Source organism: Cytobacillus massiliigabonensis (assembly GCF_900199725.1).
Classification (GTDB): domain Bacteria; phylum Bacillota; class Bacilli; order Bacillales; family Cytobacillaceae; genus Cytobacillus; species Cytobacillus massiliigabonensis.
Map to the genome: position 1 here is coordinate 369339 of NZ_LT904902.1, position 22612 is coordinate 391950.

The 22612-nt window shown below is 35.3% G+C and carries 19 protein-coding genes and 1 tRNA gene; 10 read left to right on the forward strand and 10 right to left on the reverse strand.

Annotated features, from left to right (window positions below; genetic code table 11):
• Positions 1–74: 74 nt before the first annotated feature.
• From C1726_RS02200 to C1726_RS02210, 3 genes are all read right to left on the reverse strand, one after another.
• Positions 75–1862: a methyl-accepting chemotaxis protein gene (locus tag C1726_RS02200; RefSeq protein WP_180968067.1), complete on the reverse strand. Its 1788-nt coding sequence runs from the start codon at positions 1860–1862 to the stop codon at positions 75–77.
• 190 nt (positions 1863–2052) lie between these two features.
• Positions 2053–4347 carry a thiamine pyrophosphate-dependent enzyme gene (locus tag C1726_RS02205; RefSeq protein WP_102271660.1) on the reverse strand — a complete coding sequence of 765 codons (2295 nt, stop codon included), beginning with the start codon at positions 4345–4347 and terminating at the stop codon, positions 2053–2055.
• On the reverse strand, positions 4347–5360 hold the full coding sequence (locus tag C1726_RS02210; RefSeq protein ID WP_102271661.1) for a 2-oxoacid:acceptor oxidoreductase family protein: 1014 nt from the start codon (positions 5358–5360) through the stop codon (positions 4347–4349). Before C1726_RS02210 ends, C1726_RS02205 begins: the two co-directional genes overlap by 1 nt.
• Positions 5361–5814: 454 nt before the next feature.
• On the opposite strand from C1726_RS02210, the gene C1726_RS02215 reads away from it, so the two are divergent.
• Positions 5815–6855, forward strand: a complete 1041-nt coding sequence (locus tag C1726_RS02215) for an acyltransferase family protein (RefSeq protein ID WP_102271662.1) — start codon at positions 5815–5817, stop codon at positions 6853–6855.
• A 113-nt stretch (positions 6856–6968) separates the two neighbouring features.
• Positions 6969–7042: transfer RNA gene (locus C1726_RS02220), tRNA-Arg, on the forward strand.
• Between the two features lie 81 nt (positions 7043–7123).
• On the opposite strand, the gene C1726_RS02225 is transcribed toward C1726_RS02220, so the two are convergent.
• Entirely contained in the window at positions 7124–7336 is a 213-nt protein-coding gene (locus C1726_RS02225; protein ID WP_102271663.1) for a hypothetical protein, read from the reverse strand.
• Between the two features lie 99 nt (positions 7337–7435).
• A complete protein-coding gene (locus tag C1726_RS02230) occupies positions 7436–7750 on the reverse strand; it encodes a hypothetical protein (protein ID WP_102271664.1) in 315 nt (104 codons plus the stop codon).
• A gap of 795 nt (positions 7751–8545) precedes the next feature.
• On the opposite strand from C1726_RS02230, the gene C1726_RS02240 reads away from it, so the two are divergent.
• Positions 8546–8842, forward strand: a complete 297-nt coding sequence (locus tag C1726_RS02240) for a hypothetical protein (protein WP_102271666.1) — start codon at positions 8546–8548, stop codon at positions 8840–8842.
• 477 nt (positions 8843–9319) lie between these two features.
• Positions 9320–9793, forward strand: coding sequence for a CBO0543 family protein (locus C1726_RS26850; protein ID WP_102271668.1), 474 nt, complete (start codon positions 9320–9322; stop codon positions 9791–9793).
• Here C1726_RS26850 and istB read toward each other — a convergent pair.
• From istB to C1726_RS02290, 5 genes are all read right to left on the reverse strand, one after another.
• Positions 9735–10487, reverse strand: a complete 753-nt coding sequence (gene istB / locus C1726_RS02255; protein ID WP_102271268.1) for an IS21-like element helper ATPase IstB — start codon at positions 10485–10487, stop codon at positions 9735–9737. The two genes, C1726_RS26850 and istB, sit on opposite strands and share 59 nt — an antisense overlap.
• Positions 10480–11769, reverse strand: a complete 1290-nt coding sequence (gene istA / locus C1726_RS02260) for an IS21 family transposase (RefSeq protein ID WP_102271267.1) — start codon at positions 11767–11769, stop codon at positions 10480–10482. Before istA ends, istB begins: the two co-directional genes overlap by 8 nt.
• A gap of 1500 nt (positions 11770–13269) precedes the next feature.
• Positions 13270–14634, reverse strand: a complete 1365-nt coding sequence (locus tag C1726_RS26480) for a hypothetical protein (protein ID WP_235822684.1) — start codon at positions 14632–14634, stop codon at positions 13270–13272.
• A 224-nt stretch (positions 14635–14858) separates the two neighbouring features.
• A protein-coding gene (locus C1726_RS02280; RefSeq protein ID WP_142385044.1) for an IS3 family transposase occupies positions 14859–15979 on the reverse strand; the annotation gives its coding sequence in 2 pieces (ribosomal slippage) (positions 14859–15730 and positions 15730–15979; 1122 coding nt in all).
• 950 nt (positions 15980–16929) lie between these two features.
• A protein-coding gene (locus tag C1726_RS02290; RefSeq protein WP_142385044.1) for an IS3 family transposase occupies positions 16930–18050 on the reverse strand; the annotation gives its coding sequence in 2 pieces (ribosomal slippage) (positions 16930–17801 and positions 17801–18050; 1122 coding nt in all).
• Between the two features lie 507 nt (positions 18051–18557).
• On the opposite strand from C1726_RS02290, the gene C1726_RS02295 reads away from it, so the two are divergent.
• The 6 genes from C1726_RS02295 to C1726_RS02315 all read left to right on the forward strand — a co-directional run bounded on the left by C1726_RS02295 (position 18558) and on the right by C1726_RS02315 (position 22580).
• Positions 18558–18959 carry a VOC family protein gene (locus tag C1726_RS02295; protein ID WP_102271673.1) on the forward strand — a complete coding sequence of 134 codons (402 nt, stop codon included), beginning with the start codon at positions 18558–18560 and terminating at the stop codon, positions 18957–18959.
• Positions 18960–19344: 385 nt separating this feature from the next.
• A complete protein-coding gene (locus C1726_RS26035; protein ID WP_180968069.1) occupies positions 19345–19518 on the forward strand; it encodes a hypothetical protein in 174 nt (57 codons plus the stop codon).
• A 347-nt stretch (positions 19519–19865) separates the two neighbouring features.
• On the forward strand, positions 19866–20141 hold the full coding sequence (locus C1726_RS02300) for a hypothetical protein (RefSeq protein WP_102271674.1): 276 nt from the start codon (positions 19866–19868) through the stop codon (positions 20139–20141).
• Positions 20142–20493: 352 nt separating this feature from the next.
• Positions 20494–20664 (forward strand): aspartyl-phosphate phosphatase Spo0E family protein, encoded by a 171-nt coding sequence (locus C1726_RS02305; protein WP_102271675.1) that lies wholly within the window; start codon positions 20494–20496, stop codon positions 20662–20664.
• A 405-nt stretch (positions 20665–21069) separates the two neighbouring features.
• On the forward strand, positions 21070–21624 hold the full coding sequence (locus C1726_RS02310; protein WP_102271676.1) for a CBO0543 family protein: 555 nt from the start codon (positions 21070–21072) through the stop codon (positions 21622–21624).
• 98 nt (positions 21625–21722) lie between these two features.
• A complete protein-coding gene (locus tag C1726_RS02315; protein WP_102271677.1) occupies positions 21723–22580 on the forward strand; it encodes a manganese catalase family protein in 858 nt (285 codons plus the stop codon).
• Positions 22581–22612 lie beyond the last annotated feature (32 nt).

Sequence of the window (22612 nt, forward strand, 5' to 3'; positions counted from 1 at the left end):
AATAAAACGCAATTATCTATGAATTTATAAATGAAATAGAGGTACCCGGCATTTATAGCGGGCACCCCTATTGATTAAAGTTTAAATTTAGAAATCATGGAATTCAATTGATCTGCAAGCTCAGATAAGGAATTTGCATTGTCTGATATCTCTTCCATTGCATGATTGGTTTGTGTAATGGCAGCACTTGTTTGTTCAATTCCTGCTGCAGATTCCTCTGATACGGCAGCGATATTCTCAATCGATTGATTCATCAATGAGGAACTTTTCGATACTTGATCAAGGCTTTCAGAAATGTCGTTAATATTTCCGGACATCATATTAACTGCCTGATATATTTTTTTAAATGTTTCACCAGTTAATTGAATCTTTTCTGTTCCTTTTTCCACTTGTGTATATCCTGTCTGCAATGAAGAAACAACATTATTGGATTCTGTTTGAATGCCTTTAACAATCGTTGTAATGTCCTTAACAGACAAGGATACTTGCTCTGCTAATTTACGAACCTCATCAGCTACTACCGCAAAGCCCTTTCCATGTTCTCCCGCTCTCGCTGCTTCAATCGCAGCATTTAAAGCAAGTAAATTTGTTTGATTCGCAATATCATGAATTACCTGAACAAGCTTAGAAATTTTTTGCGTTTGCTCATCTAGTCCATTTACACGATTAACAGATGTCTTCATAATCTCATTAATAACGGTCATCTGTTCTTGTGATTCTGTCATGAGCGTATCTCCAGATTTCGTCATAGTGAGAACCTCAGTTGAAGCAGATTTAATCTTATACCCGCTTTTTGTCGCTTCCTCTACCTTCAACAAATAGTCATCCATCATTCTAGCCAACTCTGTTGCTGCACTCGCTTGATCCTCAGCACCGCTTGAGAGTTCCTGCATGGTAGATGCACCTTGCTGGCTAGCAGCACCGACCTCATTTGCAGCAATATTTAATTCACTGCTTTTCTCAGTAACATAATTTGATACCGCTGAGATTTCTTGAATCATCGATTGGAGTCTTTCCTTCATTGAGTTTGTTGCTTTGCTCAATTCAGCAATTTCATCGTTTCCATCATATTCTATAGCATCTACATTTAAATTGCCTGCTGCAATTTCATTAGATAGATGAACGATATGCCCCAGTTTAGTCGAGATAATTCTCCCAATAAATAGGATGCTGGCAATTCCAAGTCCAGCAGAAATTAAAATGGATATGCCTAGTACAATTAATGTTAAAATGAGTCTTCCTTTAGCAGAGCTAATCGCTTCTTCCTGATCAAACTTTAATGTGTCACTTAAAGAGTCTAACTTCACTACTGTTTCAGCAATCTTATCATCTGCTTGAAGCTTACCAAGCCGATATTCCCTGACATGCTGCAGCTTTACTTTTGGTTCAATGACCTCATAAAATAGTCGGTTAATTTCATCATCATTTTTACTAATTTCATTTAACAATTGTTTGTTTTTGTTAGAAGTCAATGCTGGTGTGATTTCTTTTTTTAATTCATTAAATTTTTTTGTTAGTTCATCAAAATTCTTTAGGTGCTTTGGATTCGAATCAATTATGAAGTTACCTATCGTACTTCCTTTGTAATGGAAGATTGCAGTGGCTTCGGTAATTTTAATTGCCTTCTCACCCGTTTCTTCAACAGAATCCATTTGTGAATTAGCAATACTTAATAGCCCAAATGTAATAATGGTAGAAATAGAAAAAAGTCCAATAGTAATAAATAAAGCCACTCCATACTTCTGTCCAAGTTTCAGTTTTTTCCAAATATTTAACTGTGTAATTGCCCTGATTGGACTTTTACTTGTTGTCCCCTTCGTCCTTTTTGACCTCTTTGTATTCTTCTTTTTTACCCCTTTCACTCGTTTGCCCTCCTTAATCACTGTTGAAATTATAGTTCGATAGAGCTAAAATATGTAAAGATATGAAACATTTATACTATTTTATTATCTTATTATAATTCAAACAATTATACTTTTGAAGGTATTTATTGTTTTTATATTCCAATAGAAAAAAAGCAAAGTACAAGTACCCTGCTTTTTTACCTAGGCATTATAAAAATGGACTATTATTTTTGGCTAGGAGCCGCTGCCATCTGTATTCAATTTCCTCTTCTAGTTCAGCTAAAAGCTCGCTGTTTTCCTCTTTTAATAAATGCTTTGTTTTCCCCATATATTTCAGCCATTCAGATAGCGGAACCCTCTTCTTCTTCTCATCCGGATTATACGTAATCGCTGTGATTCCTTCTTCTACCTCATATAGCGGGAAGAAGCAAGCGTTCACAGCCGCTTCAAGGATCTTTTCTCCATAACGATCCTCAGATTTCCAGTTCAACGGACAAGTAATAAGTATTTTCCCGTAAACCGTACCGACATTTTGCGCATACCATTGTGCCTTTGCTGCTTTTTTAATTAAGTCTTGAGGAAATGCCTCTGCACCTGTAAAAACATAAGGAATATTTGTTGCTGCCATAATTTGAGCAGTGTCTTTATGGTGGAAGCTTTTCCCCTTCTGTGTCTTCCCCACATTGCTTGTGCTCGTCATATGTCCCTTTGGTGTAGAATAAGACATTTGCGAGCCTGTATTCATATAGCCTTCATTATCATATTCCAGCATGATTAATTTATGGTTTCTTAATGCGGTGCCAATCGCAGAGCCCATACCGATATCCATCCCGCCATCTCCTGTCACCATGACAAAGGTAGCATCATCAGACACTTTGATCTCCCCACGCTCTTTTAATTCAAAAAATGCTTCAACCGTTCCAGATAATGTTGCTGCACCATTTTGGAAAAGGTTGTGGATCATCGTTTGTTTATGTGACGTATATGGATAAGCAGTCGTTGTCACATATGCACATCCTGTTTGATACAAGACGACGACATCTCCTTCGATGCCTTTAAAGAATAGCTCTAATCCAGTAAAAATGCCGCAGCCTGGACATGCACCATGCCCTGAAGCAATTCTCTTCGGTTTTGAAGTAAGTGACCGTATCGGTGGAATCTTTACCTTTAACTTATTTGTTTCTGGATCCTTTTCTACATGGATCAATCCTGATTTATATATATCCCCATGATGAGGAGTGATAACAGGTTTTAATATCTTCTCTTGATTGCCAGGTATATGACCAAAATAATCAAATGGCTTTTCGGCATAGCCTATTTCCATTGACTCGATGGCGTCTTTAAAGAAAAGCTCTGCGTCGTCTGCATAAAAATCCTTGCCTCCTAGTCCAAAAACTCGGCTTAGTACAATTGTTTTGTTATTTTTATCATCCTGTAAGGCCGATTTTACTTCATGTGTTAAATTCGGACCGTTCCCGCCATACGAATCCGCTCTTTCTCCTATCAGCAAGGATTTTACATTCTTTAATGCCTCACGAATCTCCTTAGCAGGAAAAGGACGAATAATGTTGGGGCTAATCACTCCAGCTTTAATGCCCTGTTTTCTTAGCTGATCAACAACATCCTTTGCTGTTTCGGCAGCAGAATTTAATAAGAACAGAGCAACCTCTGCATCTTCCATCCCATATAAATCTAAAACAGGGTATTCACGTCCTGAAATCTTGGCATAATCCGCCGCGATTTCTTTAAAAACATCCCCCGCAGCATACATCGCTTCAGACTGCTGGAAGTGATTATTCATTAAGTCTTCCCCGTTCATATGGGCACCAATTGTTACAGGCACCTTCGGATCACGGGCAAAATTATAATCAGTTGGACATTCCCCTACAAATTGCTGAACAACCTCCCGATCTTTAAAATAATGTACTTTCCTTTTTTGATGAGAAGTAAAGAAGCCATCATAGGCTACGATTACTGGCAGACGAACTTTTGCATGCTCGGCAATTTTCAATGCCATAATATTCATATCATAAACAGCTTGAGGTGTTCTTGCTGTAAGTATGACCCAGCCCGTATTCAAAGCATAATACAAATCGGAATGGTCGCCGCGGATATCTAAAGGACCACTGACTGCACGAGTGACTAAATTCATCACCATTGGGTAACGTGTTCCTGCCTGAACTGGAAGCTGTTCAAGCATATACATAAACCCATTCGCACTCGTAGCATTAAAAACCCTTGCCCCTGTCGCCGCAGCTCCATAGCAAATTCCTGCTGAGCCATGCTCGCCATCTGCAGGGATTAACTTAATATTATGTTCACCGCGGGCCTTCATTTGGTCTAAATATTGTGCGACCTCTGTTGAAGGAGTAATCGGAAAATAGCCCATGATGTGATAATTAATTTGTGCAGCAGCCATTGCAGCCATTTCATTTCCGCTTTCAAAGGTCGTTAGCTGTTCAGCTTGATTGATTACCTTCAACTCTTTCTCCGTCATTGCCATTACAGTACCCCTCCTGCTACGTAAGGAAAGTTATGTTTTACTCGATGGGATTCTGCATAGCCAATTGTTTCTCTTAAATCACTTAATGCAGTCGTTGGACATGCCTCCACACACTTCAAACAACCCTTACAATATTGATAGTCAATTCCCTTTAAGAACATTTGCTTTCTGCCCCTTTTATCCTCTCCTTCTTCCCAGACGAAGCAAAGATCCGGACAAACAGTATCACACGCCGCACAGTTAATGCATTGCTCGATTTCAAACTTTGGCAGAAAACCTTGTCTAGAACCGCTTAGATCCTTTAATACGCTATTTGCCTGCGCCGTAATGACTCCACCGATTTCCTGTGTTTCATATCCGAGAATTGGCATAGGACGTGAAAAAGACTTCCCTTGGGCATCTTCCGGTGTTTCATATGTTTTAAATTGAACTTCATTATATCCGCGTTCAAAGGTCCTGATATTAGGATCTACTAAATGCGGATACTTTTTTTCAAATGTCTTGCGTATAACATTTTTCATTGATTCGGGATCAAGAAAATCGCAAATACGGAATAGTGCACCAAGCATTGCCGTATTCACCTTCGTCTTCTCTTCAACAGCAATTTGCAAGGCATCTATGATCGCTAATGTCCCATACTCTAATTTCAAATCTCTCTTTATCTCATCAAAATTACGTGTGGAATTCACTAATAATATTCCATCTGGAGCTAAACCGCTCACAACATCTACTGTTTTATACAGGGCTTCATGAAATACGCCAACAACATGCGGCTGCTCAATCGGACTATGTGCACGAATCTCCACAGAAGAATCACAAAAGCGAATAAAGCTTTTAACTGGAGATCCCTTCTTTTCAGATCCATATGAAGAAAAATTTGAACCATTTAATCCAAGTCCAAGTACACCTGCTTCTGCAAGCATCTTTCCAGCTAAATTCGCTCCAAGCCCCCCTATTGATTCCAATCTAATTTCAAAAAAACCAAGTTCGTTTTTCTTAGGTAAGATTGACATATATTCTCCCTCCCGCTATTTCCTTTGGTATTTATTAACTATCAGAATTTATAGCCACAAATTCTGAGCGCATAAGAAAAAATAAGGCACTAACCTAACCGAATGGCTTAGTAATTACAAAATTTATCTTATACAGGTTGACAAATAATCCCCAATTTTCATTTTAGGGGAAGGGTTCGTATTCTGCTGTGACAAATGTCAATTATTTCACAGAAAATTTGAAACAGATTAAATTTATGATTAAAAATCACTGTATTAATAAGATTTGAAAACGCATTCTCAATTATATAACAGATTTCTTCATGTACTATAACAGGTAAAAAACTCTGCATAATTGGAACGTTATGGTTCAATTTCCACTTATTAAATGGTCAAATTTTGTTTCATACGTGATAATGTGGGTATGTAAAATGAAAGGGTATCTTTTATAGGGGGCTATAAAAGAGGTGGATTTATGAAGCAACGTGATTATTACTTTGATAATGCAAAATTTATTTTGATTTTCTTTGTGGTTTTTGGCCATTTTTTACGTTCCTATATTGGAGAAAGCGAAACGATTTACACATTATATAAGGTCATTTATACCTTTCACATGCCAGCATTTATTCTCGTTTCAGGTTATTTTGCAAAAGGCTTTCACAAAATGGGGTATTTGCCTAAGATCGCAAAGAAGCTTATTTTGCCATATATTATCTTTCAATTAATCTATTCGATATTTTATTATTTTTTATATGACAAGTCTGATTTTCAAGTAGACCCGCTTACACCGCATTGGTCTTTATGGTTTTTAATCAGCTTGTTTTTCTGGAATCTTCTCCTTCCGCTCTTTGCAAAATATAAGGCGGTCTATTCTTTAACAGCTGCGTTATTTATTGGACTAGCAGTAGGATATTTTGATTCCATTGCCAATTATTTAAGCCTATCAAGAACCTTTGTATTTTTTCCGTTATTCTTACTAGGCTATTTTATGAAAAAAGATTATTTTTACTCACTATTAAAACCAAAAATTAAAGTGGCTGCAGTCTGTATATTAGCAGTAGTTTTTGTAGGCTTTTATCTATTCCCAGAAATTAATTATGAATGGCTGCTTGGTTCAAAGCCATATTCAGAATTGGAAGTAACATCCATACGTGCTGTTTTTACTAGATTCGGATTTTATCTATTAAGCTTGATCATGGTATTTACCTTCTTCACGCTCGTTCCCAGAAAACAATATTTTTTCACTAATCTTGGGAAAAACACCCTGTACGTTTATTTATTGCACGGTTTTTTCATACGAGTATTCAGGGAAAGCGAAGTACACAATTACTTTACAAAGCCAGAAAACTTCCTATTGCTCGCATGTGCATCGTTATTGCTTTCCTTACTGTTATCAAGCAAATATATTACATCTTTTGCTCAGCCAATTATTGAATTAAGAATGTCAAAATTGAAAAGCTTAATAATTAAAGGACAGTCAATTTTACGCTTTTATCGAAAAAAATTGTTAAATTAATGATTCAAGGACGCATCATCTGCGTCCTTTTTTTCCTTCAATCGAAATAATTGACTAGATAGGAAAAGTGGGTTTATAATAAATTTTGTTGTCTTATTATTACATTAATCTATGTCCCAGTAGCTCAGTAGGATAGAGCGACAGCCTCCTAAGCTGTAGGTCGTAGGTTCGATTCCTATCTGGGACGCTAAATAAGAGACCGCCAACTCCTTGATATATAAGGAGTTGGCGGTCTCTTCATTTTAGAAACATATGTTCTTGATGGCAGTTAAAATGGGATATGGTATGTATTCAAATTTTGTTTATGATTACTTGAAATATTGTCCTCAAAGTAGGTGCAAGGTACATTAGATTCTTTCAAAATTTCATAATCTCGCTTTGTTACCTTCCTAGCTTCTGTAACTTCGTTCAAAATGCCATTTGCGCCTGAACCTGTGTTTTTCCAGTGGCAAGGATGGAGTTCGATTTCTCTTACGCTCATTATTTTCCTCTCCTTATTTAAAATGAAAAGACTGCCCGATTGGACAGCCTGAAAAAATTGTATAAGAAAAAAACTACCTAAAATAAGGTAGGCAAAAAATTAGATATCAGCATTTTCAATCGTTACTGTGACTGTTGAATCTTTCCCACTCTCAGTTGCATCCCCTTTTACAGTGATAGTGCCATGACCTGTATCATTAGTAATGGTACCAGTTAGCATTAGTCGAATTTGACTATCTGAAGTTCCAAAATGAACATAGCCTGAAATGGAAAGCCCACTTAAATCACCTGTAAATTCTACATTCGTGTATTTAAATGGTCTTACAAAAGTATCGTTGCTTAATGTTAATTCAATAACTAATTGGTTATTTACATCATATGAACCTTCTTCAAAAGAGGCTTTATCAATGGTCAACGTTATTACTGGTGGTTCGCTATTCTCGTCTTATCCTTATCTTTATCTCGGTTTATAACGAGCCTTCACCAAACAGGCGACTTTCATCGCATTCGGCGATCCGTCAGCAATAGACCTTTTTTCTTATTTCCCCACTACTATTGTAAAGTAAAAACCTTAAGTTTAGTCAAAGTATTTACCTTTCCTCTCGTATATCCATTTTTCTTAATTCAGCCTCACACTTTACTAGTTATGGTATCACAAAATCTTAATCCAACTAATCTATTAAAGTCATGCTTTACTAGTATAATTCCATTATTTTGAAATGGCATTATGTAAAATTGTAAATGAGTTTTATTAAGTATCCATTTAACATATGTTTTTTGTGATTTATTCTTGAATGAGAATGTTGAGGTTGCTAAGATGCTTCTAAAATTAGGAGAATCGTTTTTTATTTTGGAAATAATGATCGAGTTGCTAAAATCCCGTTTAAATATTTGATGCTCCTTATCAATAAGATACGTCGTCATAGTCTCCTGAATTTGTTATTTTGGAAAATTTGTTAATATATTCAAATCTCCTTATCTATATTATTTATTTAAGACTTTTAGGATTCAAGGCAAATTTCTGTGAAAATGATATTATCTTACTAAACTATCATTAAGTTCACTTAAATTTCGTATTGCGATCAACTCGTAAGCACTTATCACATTTCCATTACTTTTATACTTTTAATCAATATTTTTAGTCTTTTTTACCCTAGTTTTTTCGTGTTATAATACAAATGTCCTAATGTTTAAAGGCAAGGAGTTTGTTATGAAAAAACTAGTTGATCCAATTGAGCATTTTGAAAAATTGTTACAAAAATATCCAGATGAAATAAAGAATACATATGAATTTTATTCCTTTTTCAAAAAATTACCTTTGGCTAATCAAACCTTTGATTATGTTCCTATCATTGAGTTAGGTACTATCTTCAAGTATAAAAAGCCTAAAATCTTCTTTGAAATGCGGAAATTTTCAAGGAAAAGTTCTGTTATTGATCTTATAACTTCTTCTGAAACGGATTTACAGAGTGCGATAGACATAATTAACAAATTGAAAAATCAATAATCTCCTTTTATGTCACATTTTTTGACGTAAATACTTTACTAAAATTAAATTTAATTCTTAAGTCATAGAGCTAATCTCCCCTTATAATAGAGCTCCCAGGGTAAGTCACCAATCCTTTACTCAACGCACTCCTTGCCCTGGAAACATGGTGCTTATTTAGTTAACTACGAATAGTCTTTTTCTACATGACTGACAATAAGCGTATTTGCTAAATTTATATTTCAAACTATCGTGCATGTCTGAATTTTTTTCTTCATCATAATTTCCATCGAAAGAAAATCTTGTTTCACTATTCCCTCTTATTTGCGTTTTTAAATAATACCCTTCGTATGAACTGCAATGAGGACATTGTTTCATTGTTTTTCCTTCATGTTAACTCAGTCGTTATATTAGATACTTTATCTTTTTTCTCTTTTTACATAAAAGAACTATATTTGTAAAAAATAAGTATTATTTTCTGTAGGGACTGATAACTCTATGACACATAAAAAAGAAAAAACGATAATAATCTCATCATTAGTTGTTACTTCTTTTCTAATAGTTCTATTTGTACCAAAAGACAAGGTGCGTGAAGCACAACTAATATTTTTTTTCAAACAAGTATTAACTTGGTTATTTGGTCTAATAGTAGTCGAAATGGGACTGATAAAATATCCTTATCGACTTTTTTTTAAAAGAGCTAGTAAATCAAGTTTTAGTTTTGAGTACTTTATTTATCCTGCACTTAGTGTATTGTTTAATCTCCATTATCCTGAAAAAAGTAAGCTATTAATAAAGATTTTATTTAATGCTTTATATCCATCAATAATAACTTTGTTAGAAATGGTTGCTTTAAAATATATAAATGTCAACCTAAACATGTACATAATTGATCGTTTAAATATGTACAAAATTACTCGGGCTCTTTCGCAAGATGATTCTTTATTCGATAAGATTCTCCAACAATACTAACTACCGTTGCATGGTGTAAAACACGATCTAAGATCGCATTAGCTAGTTTGGAATCCTGAAATATTTCGTCCCAAGACTTGAAATTGATATTGGTGGTTAGGATAGTACTTCTTTTTTCGTACCTGAAATCGATTAGTTGAAAGAATAATTTTGCATCTTCAGCATCAATAGGCAAATATCCGATTTCATCGATAATAAGCAGCTTATACTTGGTATAATGTTTCAACCTTGCTTCTAATCGATTTTCAATTTTAGCTCTTTTTAATTGTTGTAGTAAATCATGACATTTAATAAAATAGGTACTTGTTCGTTTTTTGGCAGCGGCTATTCCAATTGACGTTGCTAAATGAGTTTTTCCTACACCACTAGGTCCTAAAAAGATAATGTTTTCCTTCTCTTCTATGAAACGCAAAGTAAGAAAATCAAGTATTTGTTGTTTATTAATGGATGGTTGAAAATCAAAATCAAATTCATTTATTTCCTTAAGGTGGGGAAATGCCCCCACCTTTACCATGGAATGCATCATGTTCTTCTCACGAACATCGATCTCATAGTTTGTAAGTTTTACGAGTGTCTCCACGAAGGATACCTGATTGCCTACACTATAGTCGATGGTTTCACTTAAATGCTGGATCATTTGCTTGAGTTTCAAATATTCAAGATTTTGCACTAACTGTTGGTAAGAATTATTCATTTTTATACACATCTCCAATTGCCTCTAGATTTTTCTTTGCCAATTCATCAATATCAGGATAGTAGGGAAGAGCTCTACTGAGCTCATCTTTGTAGTGTTCTTCCTTGTAATTGATTTTTTGATGACTTATTTTGTGTTGGACAATTAACTCCGTGTTATAATAAATGAATAATTGATCATCATATGCTTGTAAACCAACTGTCTTTCCTCGATACTCAGCTGGAACTGAGTATTGATTGGATTTATAGGATACCATGTTGGATGAATTTACTTTTACTAGTGTATGGTTGATTCTGTAAGAATCTCTTATTTGTTGCCGTGGTAGGGGCAGTAAGAGATTCTTTTCTCGTTTTAAGGCTAAAATCGGTATTTTTCCAGTCCCCTGATGATAACTATTATTGATTCTTTCTCCGAGTTGCTGTACATACTTGTGAAGTTCTTCTAAACTAAGTTTCCCTTGATAGGCATAGATTTCGTCAAGATATTTCATGGGTGATTCTATTTTCCCTTTTGTTCTTGGCCTTCCTGCGATACAAGGATGTACTTTGAATCCGAAGTCTTCTGCAAATTGAGCGAAACGTTTATTCACTTTCCCTTTGAAATGTTTCGTCCTCGCATCATCCATTATAGTTGCCATATTATCAGTCATGATTTTCTTTGGAACGCCCCCGATAGCTTCAAAGGCTTCTGTCAAAAATGAAAATAGTACACTTTGTGACTTCGATATACTCATATAAAAAGTACGAAATCTTGAAAAAGAAAGTAATAAGACAGCTACGTTGATATAAACAATTTCTCCATCTTTCGTTTCATACCGAAGGTTTTCCTTCCAATCCAGCTGTGCCTGTTCCCCAGGCGGTGTTTCATATCGAATACTAGACGGTGTTGGATTCGTTCTCTTTCCTTCACTAAAATAAGATTGGAACTCCGGCTTACTTTGGATGTATCTACGAAATGATGAAGCTGCACAATCTAATCCATGATTATCTTTTAGGTATTGCCATAGCACTCTTTTGTAATAAAATACTTGTTTTGATTCTTTTGATAAGAGGAGTGAAATAACTCCGTAGAACTTATCAAATTTCGAAGTTTTATTCTTGGTTTTCTTTGGAGTAAACCCATTAAGGTACTTTTCAATGGTCCTCCGGTCCACATTTAATTCCCTAGCTAATTGACTCTTATTAATTCGCATATTTAAATTCTCCATCAGTATTTTTAGTTTCGGTAAGTCTGTAAGACTATTAATCTCAAAATCTGTCTGGATATTCAACGCTATGTACATACTAATCACCTCAAGATTAGTATGAAAAACCGAGTCAAAACTGTACACCTTTATTTAATCATTTTTGTACATATTTAAATTAGCATTTGTAAAATACACTAGACTTATTAAATATGGAGAAAATTGGACCTGGTATTGGAGTTTTATCACTATGTTTATAACCAACTACATATCACGTCTGCATTTCAAATGGTTCTACAAAAACCAACATACCAAGAAAGTAAGTCAGTAAGCCTTTATTATTGATGAAAAAGTCTTTTGCTTTATCTGCTTAAACTACCTTTTTATAACAAGGTAGTTTTTTTAAACAGCTTTCTCCTCAGTTTCATAAATCTTTGTTAAATTTTGGGTTTTAACACTCAATAGAATATGTTAACCTTATACTATAATTGTTTACATATATACGAGGAGGTTTTTATGAATAACAAATTTAGATCTATTATCTCTGTCACTACAGCATTATTATTTTTTATTCTGGTTTTTATGAACTTTATAGGCTATTGGTCTGCTAACTCATTTATTCAAATCCTATTTTTCTTCATAATGGTAATTTCAATTTTTAATGCAGGATTCGAAATTAGTAAATATCAAAAACTAAGGAGCTGATCGGATATCCGATTAGCTCTATTTTTTTCAACAGTAAACTAAAGTAGCCACGAACTTTTATCTCACGCACGTTCATTCCTCCTTTAAAGAATCCTATTAATCCTTTTAATCACTCTATACATTTCAAACTTCCAACTGTAAAATATTTCTAAGAGGTGAATGAGTTGAAAAAGTTTCTTGGTTTTTCTTTATTGGTACTAATAATTATTTTCTTATTAATAGGTAAAATAGACTCAGGTTTAATAGTTTGTTATGCTGCCATTTTCATATACAATGCCGATTTGGCTGTTATTAATCTTCGAAGGAAAAATTTTTGGCTATCTATATTTCACATAGCACTATCTGCTGGATTTTTATACCTTTTTATTTCAGCTTTATTCTAGGAAACACTATATAAAATTAGTTTGCTGCTAATCCCTTAAACTTGTTAGCTCCAGCTGCTTGATACAATACACCGTGCTTTTTGCTATATGGATTTTCTTTTCGGATATCTTGCTTGGATACGCCTTCTTCATAGATGACAATTACTTGTAGAAGTCGTAGGTTCGATTCCTATCTGGGACGCTAAAGAAGAGACCGCCAAATCCTTCATACATAAGGAGTTGGCAGTCTCTTCATTTCAGAAACATATGTTCTTGATGGCATTTAAAAATGGGATATGGTAGCGGATTTTTCTTTTTATGATTTTACACCGAATTTCCGACTTGTTGAGAACATTTAGTATTAATGGAGAAACTTGAATAAGTTCATAGCCTAAGCCGGTATTTTGAATCATTTCCATGCTCTTTATGCACTGCCATACATTAAGTAGAAAATATTCCCCCTCCTCTCTGATTTCCCGATTTTCAGATGCCTCTTTACCCGTAACGAGAAGGAAATCAAAAATAAACGTCTTTATCTTTGATCTGAAACAGTTGCATTATTATTTGCAGCTTGCAATGCAGGAATATCATTATATGGAGGACCAAATGTTGTACCTAGAAATAGAACAATATCAAACTCATTCGGAGGAACTCCCCATGAGTTTCCATTGAATGTTGTAAAAGCGCGGTCTACTAAGAATCCGCCCTTAGTGTTATAAACAACATTGTTATTTATCGCTCCTGTTGTATTCGGATTAATATACACCCCGCTCCTCAAGGAATAGAAAGTATTGCCTTGTAAGTATATATTTGAAACCCCATTTTGAGAAACAACAGCCCGGTTGACAACCCATCCTGACATAGGCAATGGTTGTAGAGGACCAAAGATTGTATTGTTAACAAGACTTACGTTGTGTCCGCCAACTTGAATAAATTCTCTCGCATACGGAACATCACTAGTTATAGTTAACCCATTAACCGTCATGCCACTAGCCGATATTAATAAAGGAATTATGGATGCTTGCAATAAAAGCATAGGGTTGTTCTCACCCAGTAAAGTGATTCCTACTTTATTAACATTTATTTGGACAGTTAATGGATAGGTGCCTTCTAAAATGTGGACTGTCCCTCCGACGTTAACTGCTGTTACTCCTTGTGAAATTGTTCCAAATGGATTTGCTCTACTTCCGTTTCCTCCTATCGAATCTGCTCTTACATATATGTTGTTAGGATCTATTACTTGATTGATTTCATTATTTAACGCATCTTGGACACTTGATACAGTTGGATAACCTAATACTGGTCGGTTATCTATTAATCTTTGTAAAACTTCATCCTGTTGAGGTATTGCAAGTACATTAAAAGCCGTAAGATCAAGACTAAGTTGTGGATTTTCAATTGCTGCACGCATTTCAATTATAGTTTGTGCTGCATTGACAGCTGCTAATGCTGGATCGGGTAATGTAGATGGACCAATTCTTATAATCATGATTGATGAACTTATATTGACCTGGCTGCCGCCTGCTGAATTATCCAATGTGATTGATCCAACACTGGTGTGGTTCCGCACTCGTAATATGTCTCCTGCAGCTGCTGAAATCATAGTCATTCCTATATTGCTTTCAGATATCCCTTCGGTTCCATAGATACTGCCAGGTACTACTACATCATTTTGAAAGAGAGCAAATTGGTTAGCTGATTCTCCATTAATGACAAACCATACTGCATAAGTACCCTCATTTTCTACAGTTATTGGCGCTGTACCTACACTGTGAGTAATACCTAGTAAAGCACTATTTGTACTAAAAGGAATATCTCCTTGTGTGAGAATGTTTTGACTTCCTGTATTATAGATATAACCATAACTTGAAGCAATTTCTGGTCCCGGTGGTCCCATTGGACCTTGTTCCCCCTGCAGTCCCTGTGACCCTGTTTGTCCTTGTTCCCCTTGCAGCCCCTGTGGTCCCGTTGGTCCTTGTTCTCCCTGTAACCCTTGTGGTCCCGTTGGTCCTTGTTCTCCTTGTAACCCTTGTGGTCCTACTGGTCCTTGTTCCCCCTGCAGTCCCTGTGGTCCTGCTGGTCCTTGTGGTCCAGGAGGACCGATGGTATGTCAACACTAAACTAGACAATTTTTTTAAGGTGTCTATGTTTGTACTCAATTGGGCTTTCATATCCAAGGGTTCCATGAATTCGTAAGTTATTAAACCAGTGAACATAGTCCTGTAATTCCCTTGTTAATTCTTCTAAGCTACTAAAATGTCTGCCCTTCACAAACTCTGTTTTGATGATTTTAAATGTTGCTTCAGCTACTGCATTATCATACGGGCAGCCCTTCATACTTAAGGATCGTTGGATATTAAAAGTCTTTAAAGCATCATCAATCAAATTGTTTTTAAACTCATTTCCACGATCCGTATGAAAAAGCTGTATCTTATTAAGATCGACTTTGATAGAAGCTAACGCACGATAAACGAGTAATGCATCTTTATTTGGCCCTGTACTAAAACCGACGATTTCCCGATTAAAGAGATCGACAAAGACACATACGTAGTTCCATTTTTGATTGACTCTTACGTACGTTAAATCGCTAACGATTGTAGTCATTTCTTGTTCCTGTGCGAATGCACGATTTAGTTCATTTGTTTGTTCTGATTCATTACAGGATTTTGTATGTGGTTTAAATTGAGCGATTGTGTATGAAGAAACGAGACCCTGCTCCTGCATGATGCGCCCAATTCTTCGCCTGGAAACAATATGACCGCGCTTTTTTAATTCTACTTTGATTTTACGTGTTCCATAGTTCTGACGGCTTGCGTGAAAAATATCGATTACATCAGAGGTAACGGGATCCTCCGATACTCTTTCTTTTGCTTCATAATAATAAGTACTTCTAGGGATTTGCAGGACTTTGCACATTGCTGATATCGAGTATTTGTGTTGATTATTCTTAATTACATTTACTTTCGTCCTAGTATCAGCGCGGCTTGCTTTAAAATGTCATTTTCCATTTCTAGTTGCTTGTTTCTTTTTCGGAGTTCCATCAATTCTTTTTGTTCATCTGTTAAATTATCTTTCTCCTTAAAAGAACCTGATTTTTGACTCTGACTCACCCACTTGTCTAAAGATGAAGGAGTAAGATCATATTCACGAATAATCTCTTTTCTTGGTTTTCCATTTTGGTACAGCTGCACGATCTGTTGCTTGAAATCTTCAGTAAATGTTCGGCGTTCTCTTTTAGTCATGTAGATTCTCCTCAAATGTGTTATTTGTAGTCTACTTGACCTTAAAAATTCTGTCCAACTAAGTGTAGCCTATCCANTTTCATTATTTAACGCATCTTGGACACTTGATACAGTTGGATAACCTAATACTGGTCGGTTATCTATTAATCTTTGTAAAACTTCATCCTGTTGAGGTATTGCAAGTACATTAAAAGCCGTAAGATCAAGACTAAGTTGTGGATTTTCAATTGCTGCACGCATTTCAATTATAGTTTGTGCTGCATTGACAGCTGCTAATGCTGGATCGGGTAATGTAGATGGACCAATTCTTATAATCATGATTGATGAACTTATATTGACCTGGCTGCCGCCTGCTGAATTATCCAATGTGATTGATCCAACACTGGTGTGGTTCCGCACTCGTAATATGTCTCCTGCAGCTGCTGAAATCATAGTCATTCCTATATTGCTTTCAGATATCCCTTCGGTTCCATAGATACTGCCAGGTACTACTACATCATTTTGAAAGAGAGCAAATTGGTTAGCTGATTCTCCATTAATGACAAACCATACTGCATAAGTACCCTCATTTTCTACAGTTATTGGCGCTGTACCTACACTGTGAGTAATACCTAGTAAAGCACTATTTGTACTAAAAGGAATATCTCCTTGTGTGAGAATGTTTTGACTTCCTGTATTATAGATATAACCATAACTTGAAGCAATTTCTGGTCCCGGTGGTCCCATTGGACCTTGTTCCCCCTGCAGTCCCTGTGACCCTGTTTGTCCTTGTTCCCCTTGCAGCCCCTGTGGTCCCGTTGGTCCTTGTTCTCCCTGTAACCCTTGTGGTCCCGTTGGTCCTTGTTCTCCTTGTAACCCTTGTGGTCCTACTGGTCCTTGTTCCCCCTGCAGTCCCTGTGGTCCTGCTGGTCCTTGTGGTCCAGGAGGACCGATGGTATGTCAACACTAAACTAGACAATTTTTTTAAGGTGTCTATGTTTGTACTCAATTGGGCTTTCATATCCAAGGGTTCCATGAATTCGTAAGTTATTAAACCAGTGAACATAGTCCTGTAATTCCCTTGTTAATTCTTCTAAGCTACTAAAATGTCTGCCCTTCACAAACTCTGTTTTGATGATTTTAAATGTTGCTTCAGCTACTGCATTATCATACGGGCAGCCCTTCATACTTAAGGATCGTTGGATATTAAAAGTCTTTAAAGCATCATCAATCAAATTGTTTTTAAACTCATTTCCACGATCCGTATGAAAAAGCTGTATCTTATTAAGATCGACTTTGATAGAAGCTAACGCACGATAAACGAGTAATGCATCTTTATTTGGCCCTGTACTAAAACCGACGATTTCCCGATTAAAGAGATCGACAAAGACACATACGTAGTTCCATTTTTGATTGACTCTTACGTACGTTAAATCGCTAACGATTGTAGTCATTTCTTGTTCCTGTGCGAATGCACGATTTAGTTCATTTGTTTGTTCTGATTCATTACAGGATTTTGTATGTGGTTTAAATTGAGCGATTGTGTATGAAGAAACGAGACCCTGCTCCTGCATGATGCGCCCAATTCTTCGCCTGGAAACAATATGACCGCGCTTTTTTAATTCTACTTTGATTTTACGTGTTCCATAGTTCTGACGGCTTGCGTGAAAAATATCGATTACATCAGAGGTAACGGGATCCTCCGATACTCTTTCTTTTGCTTCATAATAATAAGTACTTCTAGGGATTTGCAGGACTTTGCACATTGCTGATATCGAGTATTTGTGTTGATTATTCTTAATTACATTTACTTTCGTCCTAGTATCAGCGCGGCTTGCTTTAAAATGTCATTTTCCATTTCTAGTTGCTTGTTTCTTTTTCGGAGTTCCATCAATTCTTTTTGTTCATCTGTTAAATTATCTTTCTCCTTAAAAGAACCTGATTTTTGACTCTGACTCACCCACTTGTCTAAAGATGAAGGAGTAAGATCATATTCACGAATAATCTCTTTTCTTGGTTTTCCATTTTGGTACAGCTGCACGATCTGTTGCTTGAAATCTTCAGTAAATGTTCGGCGTTCTCTTTTAGTCATGTAGATTCTCCTCAAATGTGTTATTTGTAGTCTACTTGACCTTAAAAATTCTGTCCAACTAAGTGTAGCCTATCCACGATTAATCTTGGCAACTTTGGCGGTTTTGAACCTGGACTAAGTGGACAGCACCTCTGAAAAGGTTGGTTATTGTTAGCCATAATAATCACCTCATAAACTTATTTTATAAAATATGTTTGTGAGTATGATAAGGATTGGACAACTATTAAATTTCACTAGTTAGCTTTCTTTTTAGGCAGTATTGCTCCGGTATTTCCTTTAGACTTTCAATCCCCTCAACCATTTAAGGATGAGTGTTTTCATCAACAATCTTTAGTTTTTTTGCTTCTTGCTTTATCAAAAATTAGGAGACGGTGATATGAAAATTTACACTATTCAAGATTTCAATCAATAGTAAAAAATTCATTTGTAAATTCTTTAATTTATAAAGGACATTGTTATTTCTTGACGAATAAATACAAATTAACTGAATAAAAAGGAGGTTTCATAGTGAAAAAATTTATTCCACACATTGCAACCTTAGAAATTCCTGTAACGAACCTACAAAAATCTCTCGAGTGGTACTTAGATATCTTTGAATTAAAAATTCATTTTAAGGGCGAGAAAAACGCCATGTTAATTTTCGAATCCAAAGGAGTGCCATCAATTTTTTTAGTTGAAACCGAAGAACAACAATGTTTATCATTTAAAAATACTAATAATGAGATTGTACATAGTGTTATTGATTTCTACTCACCTTCATTATCTGATTTTTACGCATGGTTGAAAGAAAAGAATGTCGAAGTTGGAACGTTGAATATTGATCCAAACCATGGGTTTGGCGGATTCGGTTTCAAGGATCCTGATGGCAACCTATTGGGAGCAACGAATGTTCTGCACCCAGGACAATAACTTTACTCAATAGTAAAAAGGAATATATTAGATTTTCTTTAGTTTTGATTAAATATGGAGGAATAATTTTTGAATATGCATGTAAAAAAATCACTCCAAAACTAGAAAACTTGAATCCTATATATTAACCGATATCCTCAAAGTACTCATGATTCCCTTATTGCAGGCACTGGTAGTGTCTGCTTTTTTTGTTTACATATACGCTAAGAGGATTAAATAAAAAACAAATTTCGATTTATTATCTCTATACCTACAGCACTGTTAGTTTAATAATTAATTGCAGCTGACCTGTTGTATCCCCAATAAATCAGTTACCGAACCCTTATCCTGAAATAGAACTATACAACATAACCCATTTTAATTATGATAGTAAAGGGGTGTTATTATGCTTACTTTTCTTTGTATCATTGCAGGTGCTATCATTGGCTTTATTCTTTATGAATTTCCTGGTATTTTATTGGGTGCAATTTTTGGTATTCTTGCTGTCATTACCCATCAACTAGATTTAATTATCCATCACCTAAAAAAACAAAATACTTCTCATAATGATCCTAAATAATAGATCTATTATATATATATCTTTATAACTTTATTTGTCGATTAACAGATTTAAATCCGATCCAACCGGTACTTTCATTTTGTAAAAACACATTTTTTATAAGATGAAAAATGGTTTGGGGTCTGGATGGCTGCATCAAAGCTTCAAATAACGGTACCCTTGAATTTGAGTTAAAAAGGGTTATACCAATTTTATGAACACCTATGCAATACAAAACTGAGTTTTCTGTATAGGACGATTTAAAATAGGAGATACCTAAACTAGAAAAACTATATATTTTTTCACAATACCGTCACAAGGATTTCCCCTCTATTTGCCTAATATATTGGTAAAAGGGGGGTTTTTTTATGGAATCACCATTAGAAAAAATTATCTTCCAGAAGCAAGATACGCCAGGATTTATTAAGATGGAATCAGGAATAATGTTTTACAAAGAGGAAGAGGCAATGTTATGGCTAAGTGTTGAGTTAAAACATCGGTTTGAACTATATTTATTGCTTGATGATTTAGGTAGACCACCGTACCGCAAAAATTTGACATCAGGTATTGGCCACACATTTGAACAAGCTCGAAATATTGCAATGAACAAAATGGAGAAAGAAGTATTTAATAAAGTTTATTAAGCGCACTCCAACCGGAAGGGCTGCATTTTATTTTGTTTTTTGGAATATTTATTTAAAAATACTTTGATAGATTTCCATATGATATTGTTGTTCCGATTTCTATTTGGTACTCTATAATTTAAGACCGCCAACCCCATTATTACGTAAGGGATTGGCGGTCCTTTTAATTTAGACGAATATGCTAGTCTTCTTATCAAAGTTTAAAATGATTAATACTAATTATATTTCTGCTTAAGAACAAGTACTGACGCTCATAAAAAATATCTTTTAATTTGTGACTAATAACACATATCCATTTTGGAAAAATTGATAATATTAGGTCGTCTTTACAAATAAAGGAGGATTGCTTGAAATGACCATGATTGATAACAATTACATTTTGCTTAAAATGATCAATAAGCTAAGAGAAGAGATGATCAAGATTGGTCTATCTGAAGGACTGAATAGTAAAAACACAATAAAAATTAGCCAAATGCTTGATATATATATTTCAAAATATCAAAAAATTAATAGTACAAAATAATTATTAATAGGTGAAGAACTGTGTAGTTATCCTGCACTTCTTTCTCATTGAGGTTTAGACAAACACTACATGAGTATGGTTTTGAATACCACGTATTCTTTACCCTTTCAAAAAAACTCTAAATAAAATTGAATTTAAAATTACTATAGATATTAATTGTACGAGCCCCTTCTCCAAGCTCATAGTTATAACCTCACCAGGTTCGCCACACAAGCATACACGTTTTCATACATTCTTCTTTCCCTCCATATTTAAACCCTTCTTATTTCACATGCCAAATACATATACAACAAGTAAATTGGGTATTGTATTTATACCGAGCAAGGACAATCCTCCATTAATTTGACTACACACAAGATTCAAATCCTTGCTCGGAAATTAGATATTATAATGGGTGTGGTATCCATGAAAACTTCTGAAATAAATGAGGATATTCTAAAAATATTTTCTAACTATAATCATGCTCATCATTCATTTGTAGATATATGGCAACAAATGATTCTATTTACTCCTAGATGGTGGTTAGGATTTATTTTAAGTACGCTGCCTTGGGTTTTATGGTGGAAATTTCACAACCCTACATATACAGGTGATTTGCTTCGGGCAGGTTTTTTTATGGCGATCCTTGCTTTAACACTTGATTCTATTGGATTACAATTTGGCCTATGGATTTATCCATATAACATGTTTCCATTCATTACAGGATATTTGCCTTGGGATCTAACCTTATTGCCAGTTTCAATTATGGTCATGATAGAAATTTTGCCTCAATGGTCACCCATTGTAAAAGGATTCATATATGCAATTTTAGCATCATTTGTTGGTGAACCGATTGCTATTGCGTTAGATTTATATAAACCCATCCATTGGAATAGTCCATACTCTTTTCCTATTTATATTTTGTTATTTTTACTGTCAAACAAAGTGGCAAAAAGTAAAAAGTTTAACTCAAGGTTCTAATCATGTATTCTTTATAGCAGAATTTAATAAATCCTCTTACATAGATCCAAACAGAGTTGGATAACCTAACACTGCCTTAACTAAAGGAGGAGGATACTATGTATTTTTACAGAGAAGATCTAATAAATATGATCGTTCCAGATAAACCAGATCCACATGCTGCTAAAGTTCTTCAAGAAGCGCTCGGAGGACAATTTGGAGAGATGCGTACATTGATGCAATTCTCGTTCCAAAGTGCCAATTTTAGAGGAAAAGCAAAGAAATACCGCGACCTTATTAGAGGAATTTTCATAGAAGAGCTTAGCCATGTCGAACTTGTTCAGACAACAATTAATCAGCTCTTAAATGAGTCTGGAGGGGAGATGCCAGGTAATCAAGCTGCTGATGGTGCCCCTTTAAATGATGTGATAGAAAACGGTGCAAATCCGCATCATTACATCATGGGAGCTAAAGCATCCCTACCTGTTGATGCTGGCGGGAATCCATGGAATGGCTCTTGGGTATATGACCATGGCAACCTAGCAGCTAATTTACTTAATAATGTCGTTTTAGAATCGACTGGTGTTCTCCAAAAATCGAGAATTTATGAAATGAGCAGCAACAAAACTCTGCGCGAAACAATAGCATTTTTAATAGTGAGAGACAATGCCCACCAAAATGCATTTGCAAAGGCTCTTGAAACGTTAGGTGTTGATTGGGGGAAACTATTTCCTATTCCAAACTATGATTTAAATAAATACCCTGAATGTCGTAAATATGTTGATATGGGTTTCCACAATGCACAATTCAATTTTAGATTGGACAATACTTTAATCGGAGAAATTTTCTCAGGTAAAACCCCAAGCAGGAATGGCGGAGAGCTTATGGTCACTGATCCTCCAAAAGGATATCCTGTACCAGAAATGCCAGATATGCCAAATGAACATGCACCTGGATTTTATGACTTAAACAATTAAGAGCCTATACAGGCTCTTTCTTTTTGATCAAA

What these genes read in the sequence shown, in the direction of transcription:
- C1726_RS02310 (WP_102271676.1), top strand. Translation starts at nt 21,070, where the DNA reads ATGAAAACTTCTGAAATAAATGAGGATATTCTAAAAATATTTTCTAAC.
- C1726_RS02210 (WP_102271661.1), bottom strand. Translation starts at nt 5,360, where the DNA reads ATGTCAATCTTACCTAAGAAAAACGAACTTGGTTTTTTTGAAATTAGA.
- C1726_RS26035 (WP_180968069.1), top strand. Translation starts at nt 19,345, where the DNA reads ATGCTTACTTTTCTTTGTATCATTGCAGGTGCTATCATTGGCTTTATT.
- C1726_RS02300 (WP_102271674.1), top strand. Translation starts at nt 19,866, where the DNA reads ATGGAATCACCATTAGAAAAAATTATCTTCCAGAAGCAAGATACGCCA.
- C1726_RS02305 (WP_102271675.1), top strand. Translation starts at nt 20,494, where the DNA reads ATGACCATGATTGATAACAATTACATTTTGCTTAAAATGATCAATAAG.
- C1726_RS02240 (WP_102271666.1), top strand. Translation starts at nt 8,546, where the DNA reads ATGAAAAAACTAGTTGATCCAATTGAGCATTTTGAAAAATTGTTACAA.
- C1726_RS26850 (WP_102271668.1), top strand. Translation starts at nt 9,320, where the DNA reads ATGACACATAAAAAAGAAAAAACGATAATAATCTCATCATTAGTTGTT.
- C1726_RS26480 (WP_235822684.1), bottom strand. Translation starts at nt 14,634, where the DNA reads ATGGGACCACCGGGACCAGAAATTGCTTCAAGTTATGGTTATATCTAT.
- C1726_RS02215 (WP_102271662.1), top strand. Translation starts at nt 5,815, where the DNA reads ATGAAGCAACGTGATTATTACTTTGATAATGCAAAATTTATTTTGATT.
- istB (WP_102271268.1), bottom strand. Translation starts at nt 10,487, where the DNA reads ATGAATAATTCTTACCAACAGTTAGTGCAAAATCTTGAATATTTGAAA.
- C1726_RS02225 (WP_102271663.1), bottom strand. Translation starts at nt 7,336, where the DNA reads ATGAGCGTAAGAGAAATCGAACTCCATCCTTGCCACTGGAAAAACACA.
- C1726_RS02315 (WP_102271677.1), top strand. Translation starts at nt 21,723, where the DNA reads ATGTATTTTTACAGAGAAGATCTAATAAATATGATCGTTCCAGATAAA.
- C1726_RS02205 (WP_102271660.1), bottom strand. Translation starts at nt 4,347, where the DNA reads ATGGCAATGACGGAGAAAGAGTTGAAGGTAATCAATCAAGCTGAACAG.
- istA (WP_102271267.1), bottom strand. Translation starts at nt 11,769, where the DNA reads ATGTACATAGCGTTGAATATCCAGACAGATTTTGAGATTAATAGTCTT.